This is a genomic window from Paraburkholderia sp. SECH2 (assembly GCF_030464795.1).
In the GTDB taxonomy this organism is placed as follows: Bacteria; Pseudomonadota; Gammaproteobacteria; order Burkholderiales; family Burkholderiaceae; genus Paraburkholderia; species Paraburkholderia aspalathi.
Genome location: NZ_JALPRH010000001.1, coordinates 742,291 through 756,206, shown reverse-complemented (window position 1 = coordinate 756,206; position 13,916 = coordinate 742,291). Strand labels below are relative to the sequence as shown.

General features: G+C 60.5%; 12 protein-coding genes. 2 read left to right on the top strand and 10 right to left on the bottom strand.

What is annotated here, in order from left to right:
- The first annotated feature begins 184 nt into the window (after window positions 1-184).
- The gene (locus M0D66_RS03440) at window positions 185-2,398 is read left to right on the top strand and encodes a beta-glucosidase (RefSeq protein WP_266209005.1); all 2,214 of its coding nucleotides are present in this window, start codon (window positions 185-187) and stop codon (window positions 2,396-2,398) included.
- Between the two features lie 330 nt (window positions 2,399-2,728).
- On the opposite strand, the gene M0D66_RS03435 is transcribed toward M0D66_RS03440, so the two are convergent.
- From M0D66_RS03435 to M0D66_RS03400, 8 genes are all read right to left on the bottom strand, one after another.
- A complete protein-coding gene (locus M0D66_RS03435; RefSeq protein WP_211699974.1) occupies window positions 2,729-3,733 on the bottom strand; it encodes a transketolase family protein in 1,005 nt (334 codons plus the stop codon).
- Complete coding sequence (locus M0D66_RS03430) at window positions 3,730-4,551, bottom strand: transketolase (protein ID WP_266209004.1); 822 nt, start codon at window positions 4,549-4,551, stop codon at window positions 3,730-3,732. Before M0D66_RS03430 ends, M0D66_RS03435 begins: the two co-directional genes overlap by 4 nt.
- Before the next feature lie 43 nt (window positions 4,552-4,594).
- A complete protein-coding gene (locus M0D66_RS03425) occupies window positions 4,595-5,923 on the bottom strand; it encodes an MFS transporter (protein ID WP_211699976.1) in 1,329 nt (442 codons plus the stop codon).
- 80 nt (window positions 5,924-6,003) lie between these two features.
- Window positions 6,004-6,753: an SDR family NAD(P)-dependent oxidoreductase gene (locus tag M0D66_RS03420; RefSeq protein WP_266209003.1), complete on the bottom strand. Its 750-nt coding sequence runs from the start codon at window positions 6,751-6,753 to the stop codon at window positions 6,004-6,006.
- A gap of 96 nt (window positions 6,754-6,849) precedes the next feature.
- Window positions 6,850-7,737 carry a LysR substrate-binding domain-containing protein gene (locus M0D66_RS03415; RefSeq protein ID WP_266209002.1) on the bottom strand — a complete coding sequence of 296 codons (888 nt, stop codon included), beginning with the start codon at window positions 7,735-7,737 and terminating at the stop codon, window positions 6,850-6,852.
- Between the two features lie 268 nt (window positions 7,738-8,005).
- The gene (locus tag M0D66_RS03410; protein WP_266209001.1) at window positions 8,006-9,238 is read right to left on the bottom strand and encodes an NAD(P)/FAD-dependent oxidoreductase; all 1,233 of its coding nucleotides are present in this window, start codon (window positions 9,236-9,238) and stop codon (window positions 8,006-8,008) included.
- 4 nt (window positions 9,239-9,242) lie between these two features.
- Complete coding sequence (locus M0D66_RS03405; protein ID WP_211699980.1) at window positions 9,243-9,551, bottom strand: non-heme iron oxygenase ferredoxin subunit; 309 nt, start codon at window positions 9,549-9,551, stop codon at window positions 9,243-9,245.
- A gap of 33 nt (window positions 9,552-9,584) precedes the next feature.
- A complete protein-coding gene (locus tag M0D66_RS03400) occupies window positions 9,585-10,667 on the bottom strand; it encodes a fatty acid desaturase family protein (RefSeq protein WP_244869832.1) in 1,083 nt (360 codons plus the stop codon).
- 161 nt (window positions 10,668-10,828) lie between these two features.
- On the opposite strand from M0D66_RS03400, the gene M0D66_RS03395 reads away from it, so the two are divergent.
- Window positions 10,829-11,914 carry a LacI family DNA-binding transcriptional regulator gene (locus M0D66_RS03395; protein WP_266208998.1) on the top strand — a complete coding sequence of 362 codons (1,086 nt, stop codon included), beginning with the start codon at window positions 10,829-10,831 and terminating at the stop codon, window positions 11,912-11,914.
- Here the strand turns inward: M0D66_RS03395 and M0D66_RS03390 are convergent.
- Window positions 11,911-13,017, bottom strand: coding sequence for an S-(hydroxymethyl)glutathione dehydrogenase/class III alcohol dehydrogenase (locus M0D66_RS03390; protein WP_266208997.1), 1,107 nt, complete (start codon window positions 13,015-13,017; stop codon window positions 11,911-11,913). The two genes, M0D66_RS03395 and M0D66_RS03390, sit on opposite strands and share 4 nt — an antisense overlap.
- A gap of 26 nt (window positions 13,018-13,043) precedes the next feature.
- Complete coding sequence (locus M0D66_RS03385; RefSeq protein ID WP_266208996.1) at window positions 13,044-13,913, bottom strand: sugar phosphate isomerase/epimerase; 870 nt, start codon at window positions 13,911-13,913, stop codon at window positions 13,044-13,046.
- Between the last annotated feature and the right edge of the window lie 3 nt (window positions 13,914-13,916).

Genomic DNA, 13,916 nt, shown 5'->3' with positions numbered 1-13,916 from the left:
GACTACATTCTTACATTACGTTGCACGGAGAGTCGCTACAGTCAATCCGATGGTCCCGATTCCGCTCGGGCAGGCAAACGTTTGCGCAGCCATCCTGCGTCGCCAGCCTTCGTGTCCGCTGTGAACCTGTCGGACTCGCTCCGCTTCCGCATTCCAACAAAAGCAGAATCTCGGAGAGACAACTATGCAGAAGAAACTATGGCCAGCAGTCGCGTTAGCGGCGGCCGTGTGCGTCGCTGCCCGTGCGGATGTACCCGACTTTTCACTTGATTTCGCGCCCACTTCAGCTGCGATGAACGCGTTCGGATCGGCCGCCGCGCATCGGCGCGCCGACACCCTCGTCAGCAAGATGACGCTCGACGAAAAGCTGCAATTTATTCATTCGGAATACGCAATGTCTGCCGTGCCGGGAGGTGGTGCAGGCTACATTCAAGGGGTACCGCGTCTCGGCATTCCTGATCTGAACATGGTCGACTCCGCGACGGGCTCCGGCAGCACGTCGCAGGCCAGCACGACCTTCCCGGCAACGATCGCGCTTGCAGCAAGCTGGGATCGCCGCCTGTCTTCCAATTTCGGCCGACAGGTTGCGATAGAACTGCGTGCACAGGGCTTCGGAATGGGACTTGGCGGCGGCACGAATCTCGCGCGCGAGCCGCGCGGTGGCCGGCTGTTTGAGTACCTCGGCGAAGATCCAGTGCTCGCCGGCGAGATGCTCGCCGAGCGCACGGACGGCACGCAGAGTGAGAAGGTCATCGCCACGATCAAGCACTACGCCGGCAACGAGCAGGAACATAACCGCGGGGGCGGTAACAGCCAGATCGACGAGCGCACGCTGCGCGAGCTCTATCTATTGCCGTTTGAAATTGCCGCAAAGCGCGCGCAGCCAGGCAGCGTGATGTGCAGCTATAACCGGCTCAATGGCGACTATGCGTGTGAGAACGCGCATCTGCTGAACGACGTGCTAAAGAACGATTGGCGCTTTGAAGGACAGGTCCAGTCGGATTGGGGGGCGACGCATAGCACAGCAAACGCGATCAACGCGGGCCTCGACGAGGAAGAGGACGTCGGCAGCACGGTCTATCTGACACCTACGGCAGTTCGGCAGGCGATCGCGAACGGGTCGGTATCGACCGCGCGTCTCGACGACATGGTTCGTCGCAAGCTGTACGTGATGATTCGCGTCGGTGTGATGGATGATCCTGCGAAGGGGGGCGCCACGATCAACTTCGCTGGCGCGAACGCATTCGCACAGGCGGTCTCCGAGCAGTCGATGGTCTTGCTCAAGAACGACAGCAACCAGTTGCCGCTCTCCGGAGCCTCGCTCTCACGGATTGCAGTGATTGGCGGACACGCGGATGCAGCCGTGCTGACGGGCGGCGGGTCAGGCAATACGCGTGACCCGGTCACAGGGGCATTCGCGGGTTGCGGCGGCTTGACGTTCGGCACATCGACTGGATGCAGTTGGTGGACCAATCCGTGGCTGAAGCTGAACACACCCATTGTTGCCGCGATTCGCGCGCTCGCACCGTCGGCACAGGTGAGCTTTGCGGGCAACAGCGATCAGCAAACGCCGTTTCGCGCATACACGCAACAGGAGATCGACCAGGCGGCGGCGCTCGCGGCTCGCTCGGATGTCGCAATTGTCGTCGTCGCGCAGCCGGCGGGTGAAGACTTCGGCGATTTGCAAAGTCTGAGCCTTGCGAATCCGTCGAACCAGGATGCGCTCGTCGACGCGGTCGCGCACGCCAATCCCCGCACGATCGTTGTTGTGGAAAGCGGCAACCCGGTGCTGATGCCGTGGAAGGATCGCGTGGCGGCAATCGTGGAAGCCTGGTATCCGGGTGAAGGCGGCGGCAATGCGATCGCGAACGTGCTGTTCGGCAAGGTCAATCCTTCCGGCAAGTTGCCCGTCACCTTCCCTGTGCGCGATCAGGATACGCCGACGTGGGGGCAAAGCGGCGCGTTCGAGCCGGACCCTGTCTACGCAGAGAAGCTGAACATGGGCTACCGCTGGTACGACGCGAAAAACATCACCCCGATGTTCGAGTTCGGATATGGGCTGTCGTACACGCATTTCTCGTACTCGGGGCTTTCGGTGAAGCATCGCCCTGACGGCGCGATCGACGTGTCGTTCACCGTGCGCAACGATGGCCGCATGGCGGGCGCGGAAGTGCCGCAGGTGTATCTCGGTGTGCCCTACCGCGACGAGCCGCCGCGGCGTCTGGTCGGCTGGGAGAAGATCGGCCTGAACCCCGGCGATGCACGCCACGTCCGTATCACGGTCACACCGCGCATGCAAAGCGTGTGGGATACGTCGCGCAATGGCTGGCGGTATGTGCCTGGCGGGACGGTGTACGTCGGGGCGTCGTCGCGTGATATTCGGCTGCAAGGGAGCTAAACCTCATACTCCCGTCACGTACCCGGGCGCGGGAAGTTTCGCGCCCGGGGTTCATGGCCGCACTGAACTGGATGACGATCGGCTCAGGTCGCCCCCCTTGCTGGCAGTCACTCGCTCATTCCGAGCGGCCGAAGACAAGCGGCAAGCGGTCGCTCGGCTATCTTCTTCAGCCGGACACGCTTCGCTTAAAAAATATCAGCGTTCTGCTTTGTCAGTAACGGTGCGTCGTTGGAACTGACGCACCGTCTCCCCAAACTAGCGCACAACTCGTATCACACTCAGACGGAGCGATGTCTGTCGTGCAGCAGCGTCTGGATGACCCCCGTGGGCTCATCCAAGCCAGCCCTTGATCGTATCTGCCATGACGTTGGTCGAAATGCCATAGCGATCGTGCAAGGTCGGTAGCGCGCCCGCACCGAGAAACTCATCGGGCAGTGCGATTTGACGATACATCGGCGTGACACCGGCCGTGAGCAGCGTGGTCGCGACCGCTTCGCCGAGGCCGCCGATCACCGAATGATTCTCGGCGACCACCACCATGCGACCCGTGCGCCGCGCTTCGCGCAAAATCGTCTCAGTATCGAGCGGCTTGATGGTCGGCACGTGCAGTACGCCAACTCCCACGTTGTCCGCTTCCAGCAACTTCGCCACCTCCAGCGAGCGCATGGTCATGATGCCCGACGAGATGATCAGCACCTCGGCGCCGTCGCGAAGCAGCTTCGCCTTGCCCAGTTCGAACTGATAGTCGTATTCATCGAGCACGGCCGGAACGTTGCCACGCAGAAGGCGCGCATACACCGGGCCGTTATGCGCGGCGATCGCGGACACCATCTGCTCGGTATCGAGCGCGTCGCACGGATCAATGACCGTCATGTTCGGCATTGCGCGCATGAGCGCAAGATCCTCGGCTGCCTGATGGCTCGGACCGTAGCCGGTCGTTAGCCCCGGCAGCGCGCAGATGATCTTCACGTCGAGGTTGTCTTCGGCGATGGCCTGGTGCATGAAGTCATACGCGCGACGGGTTGCGAATACGGCGTACGTCGTGACGAACGGCTGGGCCCCTTCATGCGCCATACCGGCGGCCGCGCCCATCAACAACTGCTCGGCCATGCCCATCTGATAGTAGCGCTCAGGGAATTCCTTTCCGAAGATATGCAGGTCGGTGTACTTGCCGAGGTCGGCGGTCATGCCGATCACGTTCGTCTTCTCCCGGGCCAGTTGGGCCAATGCATGGCCGAACGGCGCGGAACGCGTGACTTGTCCTTCGCCGGCAATAGAAGCGATCATCGCCGAGGTCTTCAGGCGCGGCTTCTGGGTAAGAGTGGTGTCGCTCATGCTTGTCTCCCTGCTTCGAGTGCTGCGAGCGCCAGTTGCCACTCATGGGCATCGACGCGGATGAAATGGTTCTTTTCCCGTTCTTCGAGAAACGGCACGCCGCAGCCCATGCGGGTATCACAAACGATAATCCGGGGCTGCTCTTTCGGATGGTCGCGTGCAGCATCGAAGGCCGCCTTCACTGCGTCGATGTCATTGCCGTCCACGCGCTGCGTGAACCAGCCAAATGCTTCGAGCTTCTCGACGAGCGGCTCGAACGCCATGATCTTCGAGGAGGGACCATCTGCTTGCTGGTTGTTGACATCCACCATGGCGATCAGGTTGTCCAGCTTCCAGTGAGCGGCCGACATCAGGCCCTCCCAGATCGCGCCTTCATCGAGTTCACCGTCGGAGAAGAGCGTGTAGACGAAGGCGTTTGAGCCCTTGCGCTTCAGTCCCAGGCAGCGGCCCACCGCGATCGTGAGACCGTGGCCGAGCGAGCCACCGGACATCTCCATGCCGGACATCGGCAGCCGGCTGTCGTCGCTGCCGTAGGTTTCGAGTTCTTCCGGTGGCAGGAAGCCGGCTTCGAACAGCGCGGCGTAAAGCGCGATCGCATAGTGGCCGTTGGACAGCAGGAAGCGGTCGCGGCCTTCCCAGTCGGGGTTGTCGGGTTGGTAGCGCATCGCACCGAAGTAGGCAACCGCGAGTACATCGGCGATATCAAGTGCCTGGCCGATATAGCCCTGGCCCTGTACTTCGCCCATCAGCAAGGCGTTTCTGCGAATCCGATAGGCGCGCTCGGCGAGCGTCACTGCATCTGATGACGGACTGTTCATGATGTCTCCTTGATTAAAAAATGAGTCTTTGCGGCAAACGGTGTCAGCGATTGACCGATTTGGCTGGCACGAGGAACACAAGCGCGGCACCGATGACGATCGCCACAGAGATAAAGATGAGCCCAGCCGTCGATTTACCGGTCAGGTCGTTCAACCAGCCCACGATGGCCGGCGAGAAGAAGCCTGCGAGATTGGCGAAACAGTTCACCGCGGCGATACCCGCTGCAGCGGACATGCCGCCGAGAAGCGCTGTCGGCAGTGACCAGAACTGCGACGACGAGGCGAGGATGCCGGCGGCAGCCACGCTGACACACACCAGCGACGCGCCGACTCCGCCCAGCATCGGCAGCGTTGCAAAGCCTGCCGCCGAGACGAGCATTGGGATCGCAAGATGCAGACGACGCTCGCGGTGGCGGTCAGCGCTTGCGCCCACCAGCGGCAGCGCAATGATGGCGCACAGGTACGGTACGGCCGTAAAGATGCCCACCCACAGCGGGTCGGCCACGCCGGATTTGCGGATGATCGTCGGCAGCCAGAACGTCAGCCCATACTGACCGAGCACGACACAGAAGTAGATGGCAGCCATCAACCACAGACGACGATCGCCGATGAAAGACCTGATCGACACATGGGCGATCTTGTGGGCGTTGTCGTTCGCCACGTTGCGAGCGAGGAGCGCCTTCTCCGGATCAGTGAGCCATTTGGCGGCAGCGATACCGTTGTCGAGGTAGAGCAGGATGGCGACGCCAAGGAGCAGCGACGGCAGCGCTTCGAGGATGAACAGCCACTTCCAGCCAGCGAGACCGTGTACGCCCTGGAACGCATGCAGGATGTAACCGGACAGCGGCCCACCGACAATGCCGGCAAGTGGAATCGCCATGAAGAAGAGAGAGAGCGCCTTGGCGCGCCGCGCAGAAGGAAACCAGTAAGTCAGATACAGGATGACGCCCGGCGCGAACCCTGCCTCGGCCACGCCCAATAGAAAGCGGAGAACATAGAAGGTGGTGGGCGACTTGACGAAGACGAAGCAGGCTGAGATCACCGCCCACGTCAGCATGATGCGAGCGAGCCAGTTTCGTGCGCCCACTTTGTGCAACATGAGATTACTCGGTACCTCGAAGAGAAAATAACCGAGGAAGAAAATGCCGGCGCCGAAGCCATACACGGTTTCGCTGAATCGCAGGTCGTTGAGCATCTGTAGTTTTGCGAAGCCCACATTGACCCGATCGAGATAAGCGCCCAGATAGCACAGCATCAGGAACGGTATCAAGCGCCGTCCCACCTTCGCATACGTTTTTGATTCGAAGCTCGCCGGATCGGCGAGCGATGTCACATCGCCCGTCATTGACGGCGCAGTGGCCTTCGTTTTCATGGTTGTCTCCTACCATATCGCCCCGGGTTTTACCGCCGGGTGCATTGACCCATCCGCCGCAATCGCGACGGATGTCGTACTTAGTGGATCAACATGCCGCCGTTGACGTCGAGCGTGATGCCGGTGAGATAGGCCGACAGGTCGCTCGAGAGGAACAGACAGGCGTTCGCGACGTCGGCCGCATCGCCGAGTCGACCGAGCGGGATGCCCTTGATGATGTCGGCGCGCATTTCCGTCGTGAGCTTGTCGCCGGTAATATCGGTCTGGATCAGGCCCGGTGTGATCGAGTTGACGCGGATGTTGTCCGCCCCGAGTTCACGCGCCATCGCACGAGCGAGACCGAGTACGCCCGCTTTTGCAGCGCTGTAGTGAGGACCGCCGAAGATGCCGCCGCCGCGTTGCGCGGAAACGGATGACATGCAGACGATGCTGCCGCTCTTTTGCTCTCTCATTTGCGGAATGACCGCCTGCGACATGTAGAGCGTACCGCGTAGGTTCACGTCGATGACCGCATCGAAGTTGTCGGCTCCGATGTCCATCGTCTTCAACGGCTGGGTGATACCCGCGTTGTTGATCAATCCGTCGACACGACCGTACTTCTCGATGACCGCTTTGGCGGCAGCCATGCATGCGGCCTTGTCGGTCACATCGCAGGCGAGGCCGAGATGTTCTTCGCCGAGGTCACGCGCGGCACTCTCTGCGTCTTCCTTGCGAAGGTCCAGAATCACCACTCGCGCGCCTTGCGCAGCAAGCGCTTTTGCGGTTGCCTTGCCAATGCCACGCGGCGAGGCTGCGCCGGTTACGATTACCACTTTGCTGTCGAGCAACATGTTTGTCTCCATCGATCACGTTAGTTGGTAGACGCAGTTTCAGCGCTTCAACCCTCTCGATCAATGCAGTTCGGCTCAACTATTGCTGAAGAATTTTCAGGTGTCGCGGCTGATCTCTTGTTCGACCCAGGCCAAAAACTTGGCCACGCGCGGCAAGTCCGCGTTCTGGGAAGGGTAAACGAGGTGATGAGCTCCGACCTCCACCGCATACGTGCGATCGAAGACCGGTACGAGCGAACCTCGTTTTAGATGGACCGATGCGAGCATTGTGCTTTCGAGCGCGATGCCGTGTCCCAATGCCGCCGCCTCGAGCGACATGTACGAGCGGTCGAACGCGAAATCGTATGCCTTGCGCGACACGGCGACGCCGAACTTGCCGAACCATTGCTTCCACTGCACGAGAGGCGTTTCGGAGAAGATCAGGCGCCGCTCGAGCAGATCCTCGGGGGTACGCACCGGGTGTCTTTGCAGGTATTCCTCCGAAGCAAGAGGCGCGATGAACTCGTTGCGTAGCGTTTTGATCTCGCCATCGGTCCAATGGGCGTAGCCATGCCGTATGTCGACGTCATAGAAGCCGGAGGTGAACGACACATCCTCGTACGAGCACGCGAGATTCAACTGAATGTCACCGTTCGCTTCCTGGAACAAAGCCAGCCTCGGCAGCAGCCACATCAACCCAAAGCTGGGACTCGAGTGAATGCGAAGAATCTCAACGCCCGACTTGCTCGATGCTCGCTCCGTCGCCCGGCTCAGGTCGGCGAGTGATCCGGTGACATCCGCCAGATATTGCTGCCCCGTTGGCGTCAACACGAGTCCCCGTCCCACTCTTGTGAACAAGGGTCTTCCCACCATGGATTCGAGGTTGGCAATTTGGTGGCTGACCGCCGATGGCGTTAACCCTAATTCGTCAGCCGCCCGATTGACGCTCTTTGTCCGGGCGACACTCTCGAACGCGACGATGGCTTTAAGTGGAGGGATGCGCATTGTTCCTGGGTGCAGAAGTGACGAGCCGTCCTGGATCAGGGTGTTCTGCTTCGCTACTGTCAGCGAGGTGGTTCCAGAAATGTCGCGTATCCGGGAGGTAAAGGCAAGCCGGGGTTCGGCCGATACGCAGTCAGCTCACAGGGGCGCGAGACGGTGTGCGAATGCGAGGGCGAGCCCGATTACCGAACGCCTCCGGTGGTCGGGAAGTGGCAGACAAGTGTCCGTTGGCGAAGCGCCACAAAACGAATCGGTGCGTACTCTCATTCCTTTACAGAAGTGACTTCAACTTGAAGTTCAAATCGGAGAGCGTTTCGGGTGCCGGTGTTGCGCCTCGATCGACCAGCATGCGTGCGAGTTTCATCTCTTTCACAAAACCGCTTACGGGCCCGAAACCACTCGCTCCAACGAGCCGACCGTTAGCATCCAGATTGAAGTGAATCTCCGCCGCACCGGGAAGTGCCCTGGTCACGCATTGCTCTCCAAGCACCGGCTCGCCAGCCACCTGTAGTTGATGATCGTATTGGTCGGACCAGAACCACGGAAGGTTCTGATACTTTTCCTGGGCGCCCAACATGTTGCGAGCTGCAATACGCGCTTGCGTCTCCGCGTTGTGCCATGTTTCTTGCCGGATCAGTTGACCTGAGAGGCGGCTAGGAAAGATGGCGACGTCACCCGCCGCGTAGATCCCAGGCGCCGACGTCTCGAGCTCAGCATTGACGACTACACCACGTTGCACCTTAAGTCCGGCCTCTCGCGCCAACTCGTCCGCCGGATCAATCCCGATGCCGATGATGACTGTGTCTGCTATCAACACGTCGTCATTTGCGAGCGTAACAGCCAACGCTCCTTCCGGAGTACGTTCGATCGCCGTCGGTGCCGTGTTGACGCGAACCTCGACGCCCCTGCTCTCATGCAATGCGTGCACCCGTGCGGCAATGGTTACAGGCACTGCACGCCCAAGCAAACGCGGTGCGCCTTCGAGCACGCAAACATGGCAGCCACGCTGACGTGCCGAAGCCGCGACTTCGAGGCCGATAAATCCGCCGCCAATTATCACTACGCGAGCATCAGGCACCAGCCTTGGTGCGATCGCCGCCGCGTCGTTGAGTGTGCGCAGGGTCGATACCCCGTCGAGTTCGGCACCCGGAATCGCGAGACGCCGGACGTGACCTCCGGTGGCAAGCAGCAACGCCTCGTAGGGAATGATCCTGCCATCTGCAAGCTGAATTTCGCGGGTATCTGGCGCGATTGCTTTGACCGTGGCGACGATGTGTTCGACGTTGTCCTGCTGCCATGCGTCGCGTGTTCGGAGCTGACATTGCGCCGCTTCCCGCTCGCCCGTCAGCAATCCCTTCGAGAGGGGCGGCCGCTCGTACGGCAAGTGTGACTCGGCGCCGATTAGCGCGATGACACCCCGCCAGCCGGATTCTCGCAGCGCCTGGGCAGCGCGGCCACCGACGTGACCCGCGCCGACGATTGCCATGACACGATCGGTTGTCATCGCGTCAGACCTCGATCAGGATGCGGCCGGCTTCGATCTTCGCCGGGTAGGTCTTGAGCTTTTCGCACACGGGTGCGCAAAGCGGGCGGCCATCGCGGATGTCAAAGCGGCCATTGTGCTTCGGACATTCGATCACATGGTCCATCACGAGCCCATCGCTCAGGTGCACATGTTCATGCGTGCACAATCCGTCGCTCGCATAGACGTTATCGTTGACGCGATAAATTGCGTAGGTATGTCCCGCGTGATCGAAACGCATCACGTCTTCGTCTTCGATATCGCCCAGCGCGGCAGCTTCGACCCATTGTGACATGGCGGTTGTCTCCAGGTTTTGTATTGATTTCTCTCAGGCCCGCTTGACGGCTGGAACCGGACGCACGATGTGATACGACGGATCGCGGGTCTGTCGTACGAGTGCCGGAATGATCTCAGCGTAGGCGGCAAGACTGCTGCGATATGGCGGCGGCATATCACTCTTTACCGTATCGTGTAGCTGCGGTAATGCATGGAACGGAACCATCGGGAACATGTGATGCTCGGCGTGGTAATTCATGTTCCAGTACAGGAACCGGAAAACCGGATTCATCAAAACGGTGCGGCAGTTCTGACGGTGGTCCAGCACATTTTCCGGCATCCCCGCATGCTGGGTAAGACCAAAGTACAGGTAGAGCCAGCCCCCGTACAGGCTCGGAAGTCCGATATAGAGGAGCGGCAGGATTGTGCGGAAATAGACACTTGCACCAATCACTACGACGTAAATGGCCAGAGAGATTCGGGCCTCGCGGAACACTTTCGGCCATTCCGACGCCGGCACGAAAGTCCGGTCTTCCTCATTAATCCGGCCAAACGCCGCGGCAATCATCTTTGGCAGTTCATTCCAGACGTGTTTTAGCGCGAAGATACTCAGTGCCAGGCCCAGCCAATCGGTTGGCCGGGGCGCTGCGATCTCGGGATCACGTCCGACCACGAGGGTGTCCGTGTGATGACGGGCGTGACTCCAACGCCATACCGTCGCACGACGGAACACCTGAAACGACGCCGCCTGATACAGCACGTTATTCATCCACCGCGTCTTGAATGCCGTTCCATGCCCGGCTTCATGCCAACGCGAATCGGCCGGGCTGCAGTAGAGCGTGCCATAGAGAAAAAAGGCTGGAATCGCCCACAGCGAGTGAACGTGCCACGCGAACCCGGCAAGCACGCCGCTGGCGATTATGGCGGCGTACCAGATGAGCGTGTCGCGAATCGCACGGGCATCACTGCGCTGCATCAACTGCTTCATCACCGGGCGGGGTACCGAACATTTGTACCACTCCGCATTGACTAGACCGGCAGCCTGCGCGCGCTCACCCGCTCCGCCGACAAGCCGATACTCCTCGTGTCGTGCGGACGAGGAAGCTTTGCGCGCACGGTCGGTCATGTTTGCCAAGTCTGTCTCCGTTATGTCCTTCTCTGCATGATGCAGAGAGTCTATGAATCAAAAATAAGCCCTATTCGTGCATCGCTCAACGGAAAGGTTGACGATTTATCGTCAACCTTCTAGCGTAGGAAAATGGCGATGAAAATAATGAACAGCACAAGGAGACAAGCGTGGCAAATAGCGCAGCCCCCCCTCGGCGTAAGCGCTCTGCGCGGTTCATCGAGATCGCACAACTTGCCGGCGTCAGTCCGTCCACCGTTGACCGTGTCCTGAACGAGCGCGGCAGCGTATCGGATGCAGCACGCAAGCGCGTCGTGGCGGCCGCTCGGGAGTTGGCCGTGCCGCGCCTGTTGCCTGAGACCCGTCACGGACTTATCCATGTCGACGTGCTGCTGCCCGACAGCGAGGCGCCGTTCTTCAACCGTCTGAATCAGGCGCTGCAACGCGCCATGCAGATGCTGGATCGCCGCGTTGTCGTGCATCGCATGGTACTGTCGGCCGCCGACGACGACGTGATCACGAAGGCGATCGGCCCGTCCCGTCGTCAACGCGCGGCGCTCATCATCACGACACACGATACGACGCCGGTGCGCGACGCACTCAGATCGGCGATCGCGCGCGGGGAACAGGTGGTCACCATGGTCACGGACATTCCCGATACCGGAAGACTTCACTACGCCGGCATCGACAACGTGTGCGCGGGCCGCACCGCCGGCTATTACATCGGTCGGCTGGTGAGGCAACCGGGCCGGGTGTTGCTGCTGTGCGGCCGTATGGACTACCGGGCGCATCTCGATCGCATTGGCGGCTGCCGTGCACAGATCGACGAAGCGTTTGCCCATCTGACATGTGAACCCGAGCCGATCGAGACGCAAGACGATGACGACCGCTGCTATTACGCCGTGGCTAAAGCGCTCGAACAAGGCGGTCTCAGCGCGATCTACAACAGCGGCTACGGCTCGGCGGGTATCGAAGCGGCATTGCGCAAGTTCGGCGCGGCAAATGAGGTGGTGTGGGTCGGTCATGAAATGCTCGATCTGCATCGCGACTTCATCAAGGCGGGCAGCATGGATATCGCGATTGACCAGGATCCGGACGGACAGGTGATCGCGGCATTGCAGCATGCCCTCCATGCGTGCGGTATCGTCGATACGGCACCCCGGGCCGAACCAGTCGAGTTTCGCGTGTTCTGCTCCGCCAACGTCAGACACAGTCCTTACCTGAACGAAAGTGATCGAGTGACCGCCTACTGCTAGTAAAGAACGACTGAGCGGATCGATTCACCCTTCTTCATCAGATCGAAGCCTTCGTTGATGCGCTCGAGCGGCAGACGATGTGTGATCAGGTCGTCGATATTGATCTTGCCTTCCATATACCAGTCGACGATCTTCGGCACATCCGTGCGGCCGCGCGCGCCGCCGAATGCCGAACCCTTCCACTCGCGGCCCGTCACCAACTGGAACGGACGCGTGCTGATCTCTTCGCCCGCCGCCGCCACGCCGATGATGAACGACTGGCCCCAGCCCTTGTGCGTGCACTCCAGCGCCTGACGCATCACCTTGGTGTTGCCGATGCATTCGAATGAGTAGTCCGCGCCGCCGTCGGTGAGTTGCACGATATGGTCGACCACGTTCTCGACTTCGTTCGGGTTGATGAAGTGAGTCATGCCGAACTTCTTCGCCAGTTCAATGCGGCCCGGGTTGATATCGACGCCGATGATCTTGTCCGCGCCAACCATCTTCGCGCCCTGGATCACATTCAACCCAATGCCGCCGAGACCAAACACCACGACGTTCGCACCCGCTTCGACCTTCGCCGAATACACAACAGCGCCGACGCCCGTCGTCACACCGCAGCCGATGTAGCAGATCTTGTCGAACGGCGCGTCTTCACGCACCTTCGCCACCGCGATTTCCGGCACGACGATGTAGTTCGAAAACGTGGACGTGCCCATGTAGTGAAACAGCGGCTTGCCATCCAGCGAGAAACGCGACGTGGCGTCGGGCATCAGGCCCTTGCCTTGCGTCGAACGGATCGCCTGGCAAAGATTGGTCTTGCGCGACAGACAGAATTTGCACTGACGGCATTCCGGCGTGTACAGCGGAATGACGTGGTCGCCCTTCTTCAACGTGCCGACACCCGGACCGACATCGACGATCACGCCCGCGCCTTCGTGGCCGAGAATCGCCGGGAAGGTGCCTTCCGGATCGGCGCCCGAGAGCGTGTAGTAGTCGGTGTGGCAGATACCCGTCGCTTTCACTTCAATCAGGACTTCACCGGCGCGCGGACCTTCCAGATCCACTTCTTCGATCGTCAACGGGGCGCCGGCTTTCCATGCGATTGCTGCCTTGGTTTTCATCCTACCGTCCTCTAGTGATGCAGTTGTTATTCGGGGATTGCGCTGCCCGTGAGCGTTGCAGCGAGCTGCAATTCTTCCCATACCTCGCGTATCCAGTCGCGCAGCAGCAGTGACTCTGCCCACCGGTCGGTCGTGTCGTTGCCATCGCGCCCGATAATCGCGTACGGTTTGGGACCGAGCTCACAGGTGAACGCCAGCGTGTCGTCAGGACCCGCTCGCCGGCGCCACGATGCAAAGCCATAGCGCCACCAGTCGAGAAACAGGTCGACCCACATCCGATGCGGTTCGAACGACAGCTCGATCTGCACCTGCTCACGGCTCGCGACGCGTCCGTGAAATGCCCATGAGCTGTCGAGGATGCGGTGCATCAGCGCGTGGTTTTCGTCGGACACGGGCCACGCAAATTCACGCCCCACGAGGTAATGCGAAATGTCACCCAGCAACTTAAGATCGGGCCGCGCGTCGAGCAGATCGAGCGTGAAATGCAAGTCCGTGGTCATCCGGTCGCGGTGCGTTTCAATGTAGACCGGGAAGTTGACCTGTTCCGCCAGCCGCTGCCACCCATCGAGCAGCGTCACGCATTCTGCGACTGTGCGAGGACGCACGTCGGGCTGCAGATCAATGTGGTGAACCTCAAACTCGGCGGCATTTTCGAGCACGGGCTGCAAGTCGTCCACCGTCCGTGGAAAGCACTGGCCTTCTGCATGCAGTCCATGCGGCCCGCGCAACTGCGCCAGCCGCTGAACAGACGCCCGGTCGGTATAGTGCGCACTCACGCCATCGAAGCCCGCATCGGCAATCATTCGCAGGCTCTCTTCAAGCGTGCGTTCGTAGCCGTCGGTATGGCGACGCTCCATCGCCCACACTGACTGAAACACCAGCAGGCGTTGACTCATTGG

Excerpts from the sequence above, each read along its gene's own strand:
- M0D66_RS03440 (WP_266209005.1), top strand. The coding sequence starts at position 185 with ATGCAGAAGAAACTATGGCCAGCAGTCGCGTTAGCGGCGGCCGTGTGC.
- M0D66_RS03435 (WP_211699974.1), bottom strand. The coding sequence starts at position 3,733 with ATGAGCGACACCACTCTTACCCAGAAGCCGCGCCTGAAGACCTCGGCG.
- M0D66_RS03430 (WP_266209004.1), bottom strand. The coding sequence starts at position 4,551 with ATGAACAGTCCGTCATCAGATGCAGTGACGCTCGCCGAGCGCGCCTAT.
- M0D66_RS03425 (WP_211699976.1), bottom strand. The coding sequence starts at position 5,923 with ATGAAAACGAAGGCCACTGCGCCGTCAATGACGGGCGATGTGACATCG.
- M0D66_RS03420 (WP_266209003.1), bottom strand. The coding sequence starts at position 6,753 with ATGTTGCTCGACAGCAAAGTGGTAATCGTAACCGGCGCAGCCTCGCCG.
- M0D66_RS03415 (WP_266209002.1), bottom strand. The coding sequence starts at position 7,737 with ATGCGCATCCCTCCACTTAAAGCCATCGTCGCGTTCGAGAGTGTCGCC.
- M0D66_RS03410 (WP_266209001.1), bottom strand. The coding sequence starts at position 9,238 with ATGACAACCGATCGTGTCATGGCAATCGTCGGCGCGGGTCACGTCGGT.
- M0D66_RS03405 (WP_211699980.1), bottom strand. The coding sequence starts at position 9,551 with ATGTCACAATGGGTCGAAGCTGCCGCGCTGGGCGATATCGAAGACGAA.
- M0D66_RS03390 (WP_266208997.1), bottom strand. The coding sequence starts at position 13,017 with ATGAAAACCAAGGCAGCAATCGCATGGAAAGCCGGCGCCCCGTTGACG.
- M0D66_RS03385 (WP_266208996.1), bottom strand. The coding sequence starts at position 13,913 with ATGAGTCAACGCCTGCTGGTGTTTCAGTCAGTGTGGGCGATGGAGCGT.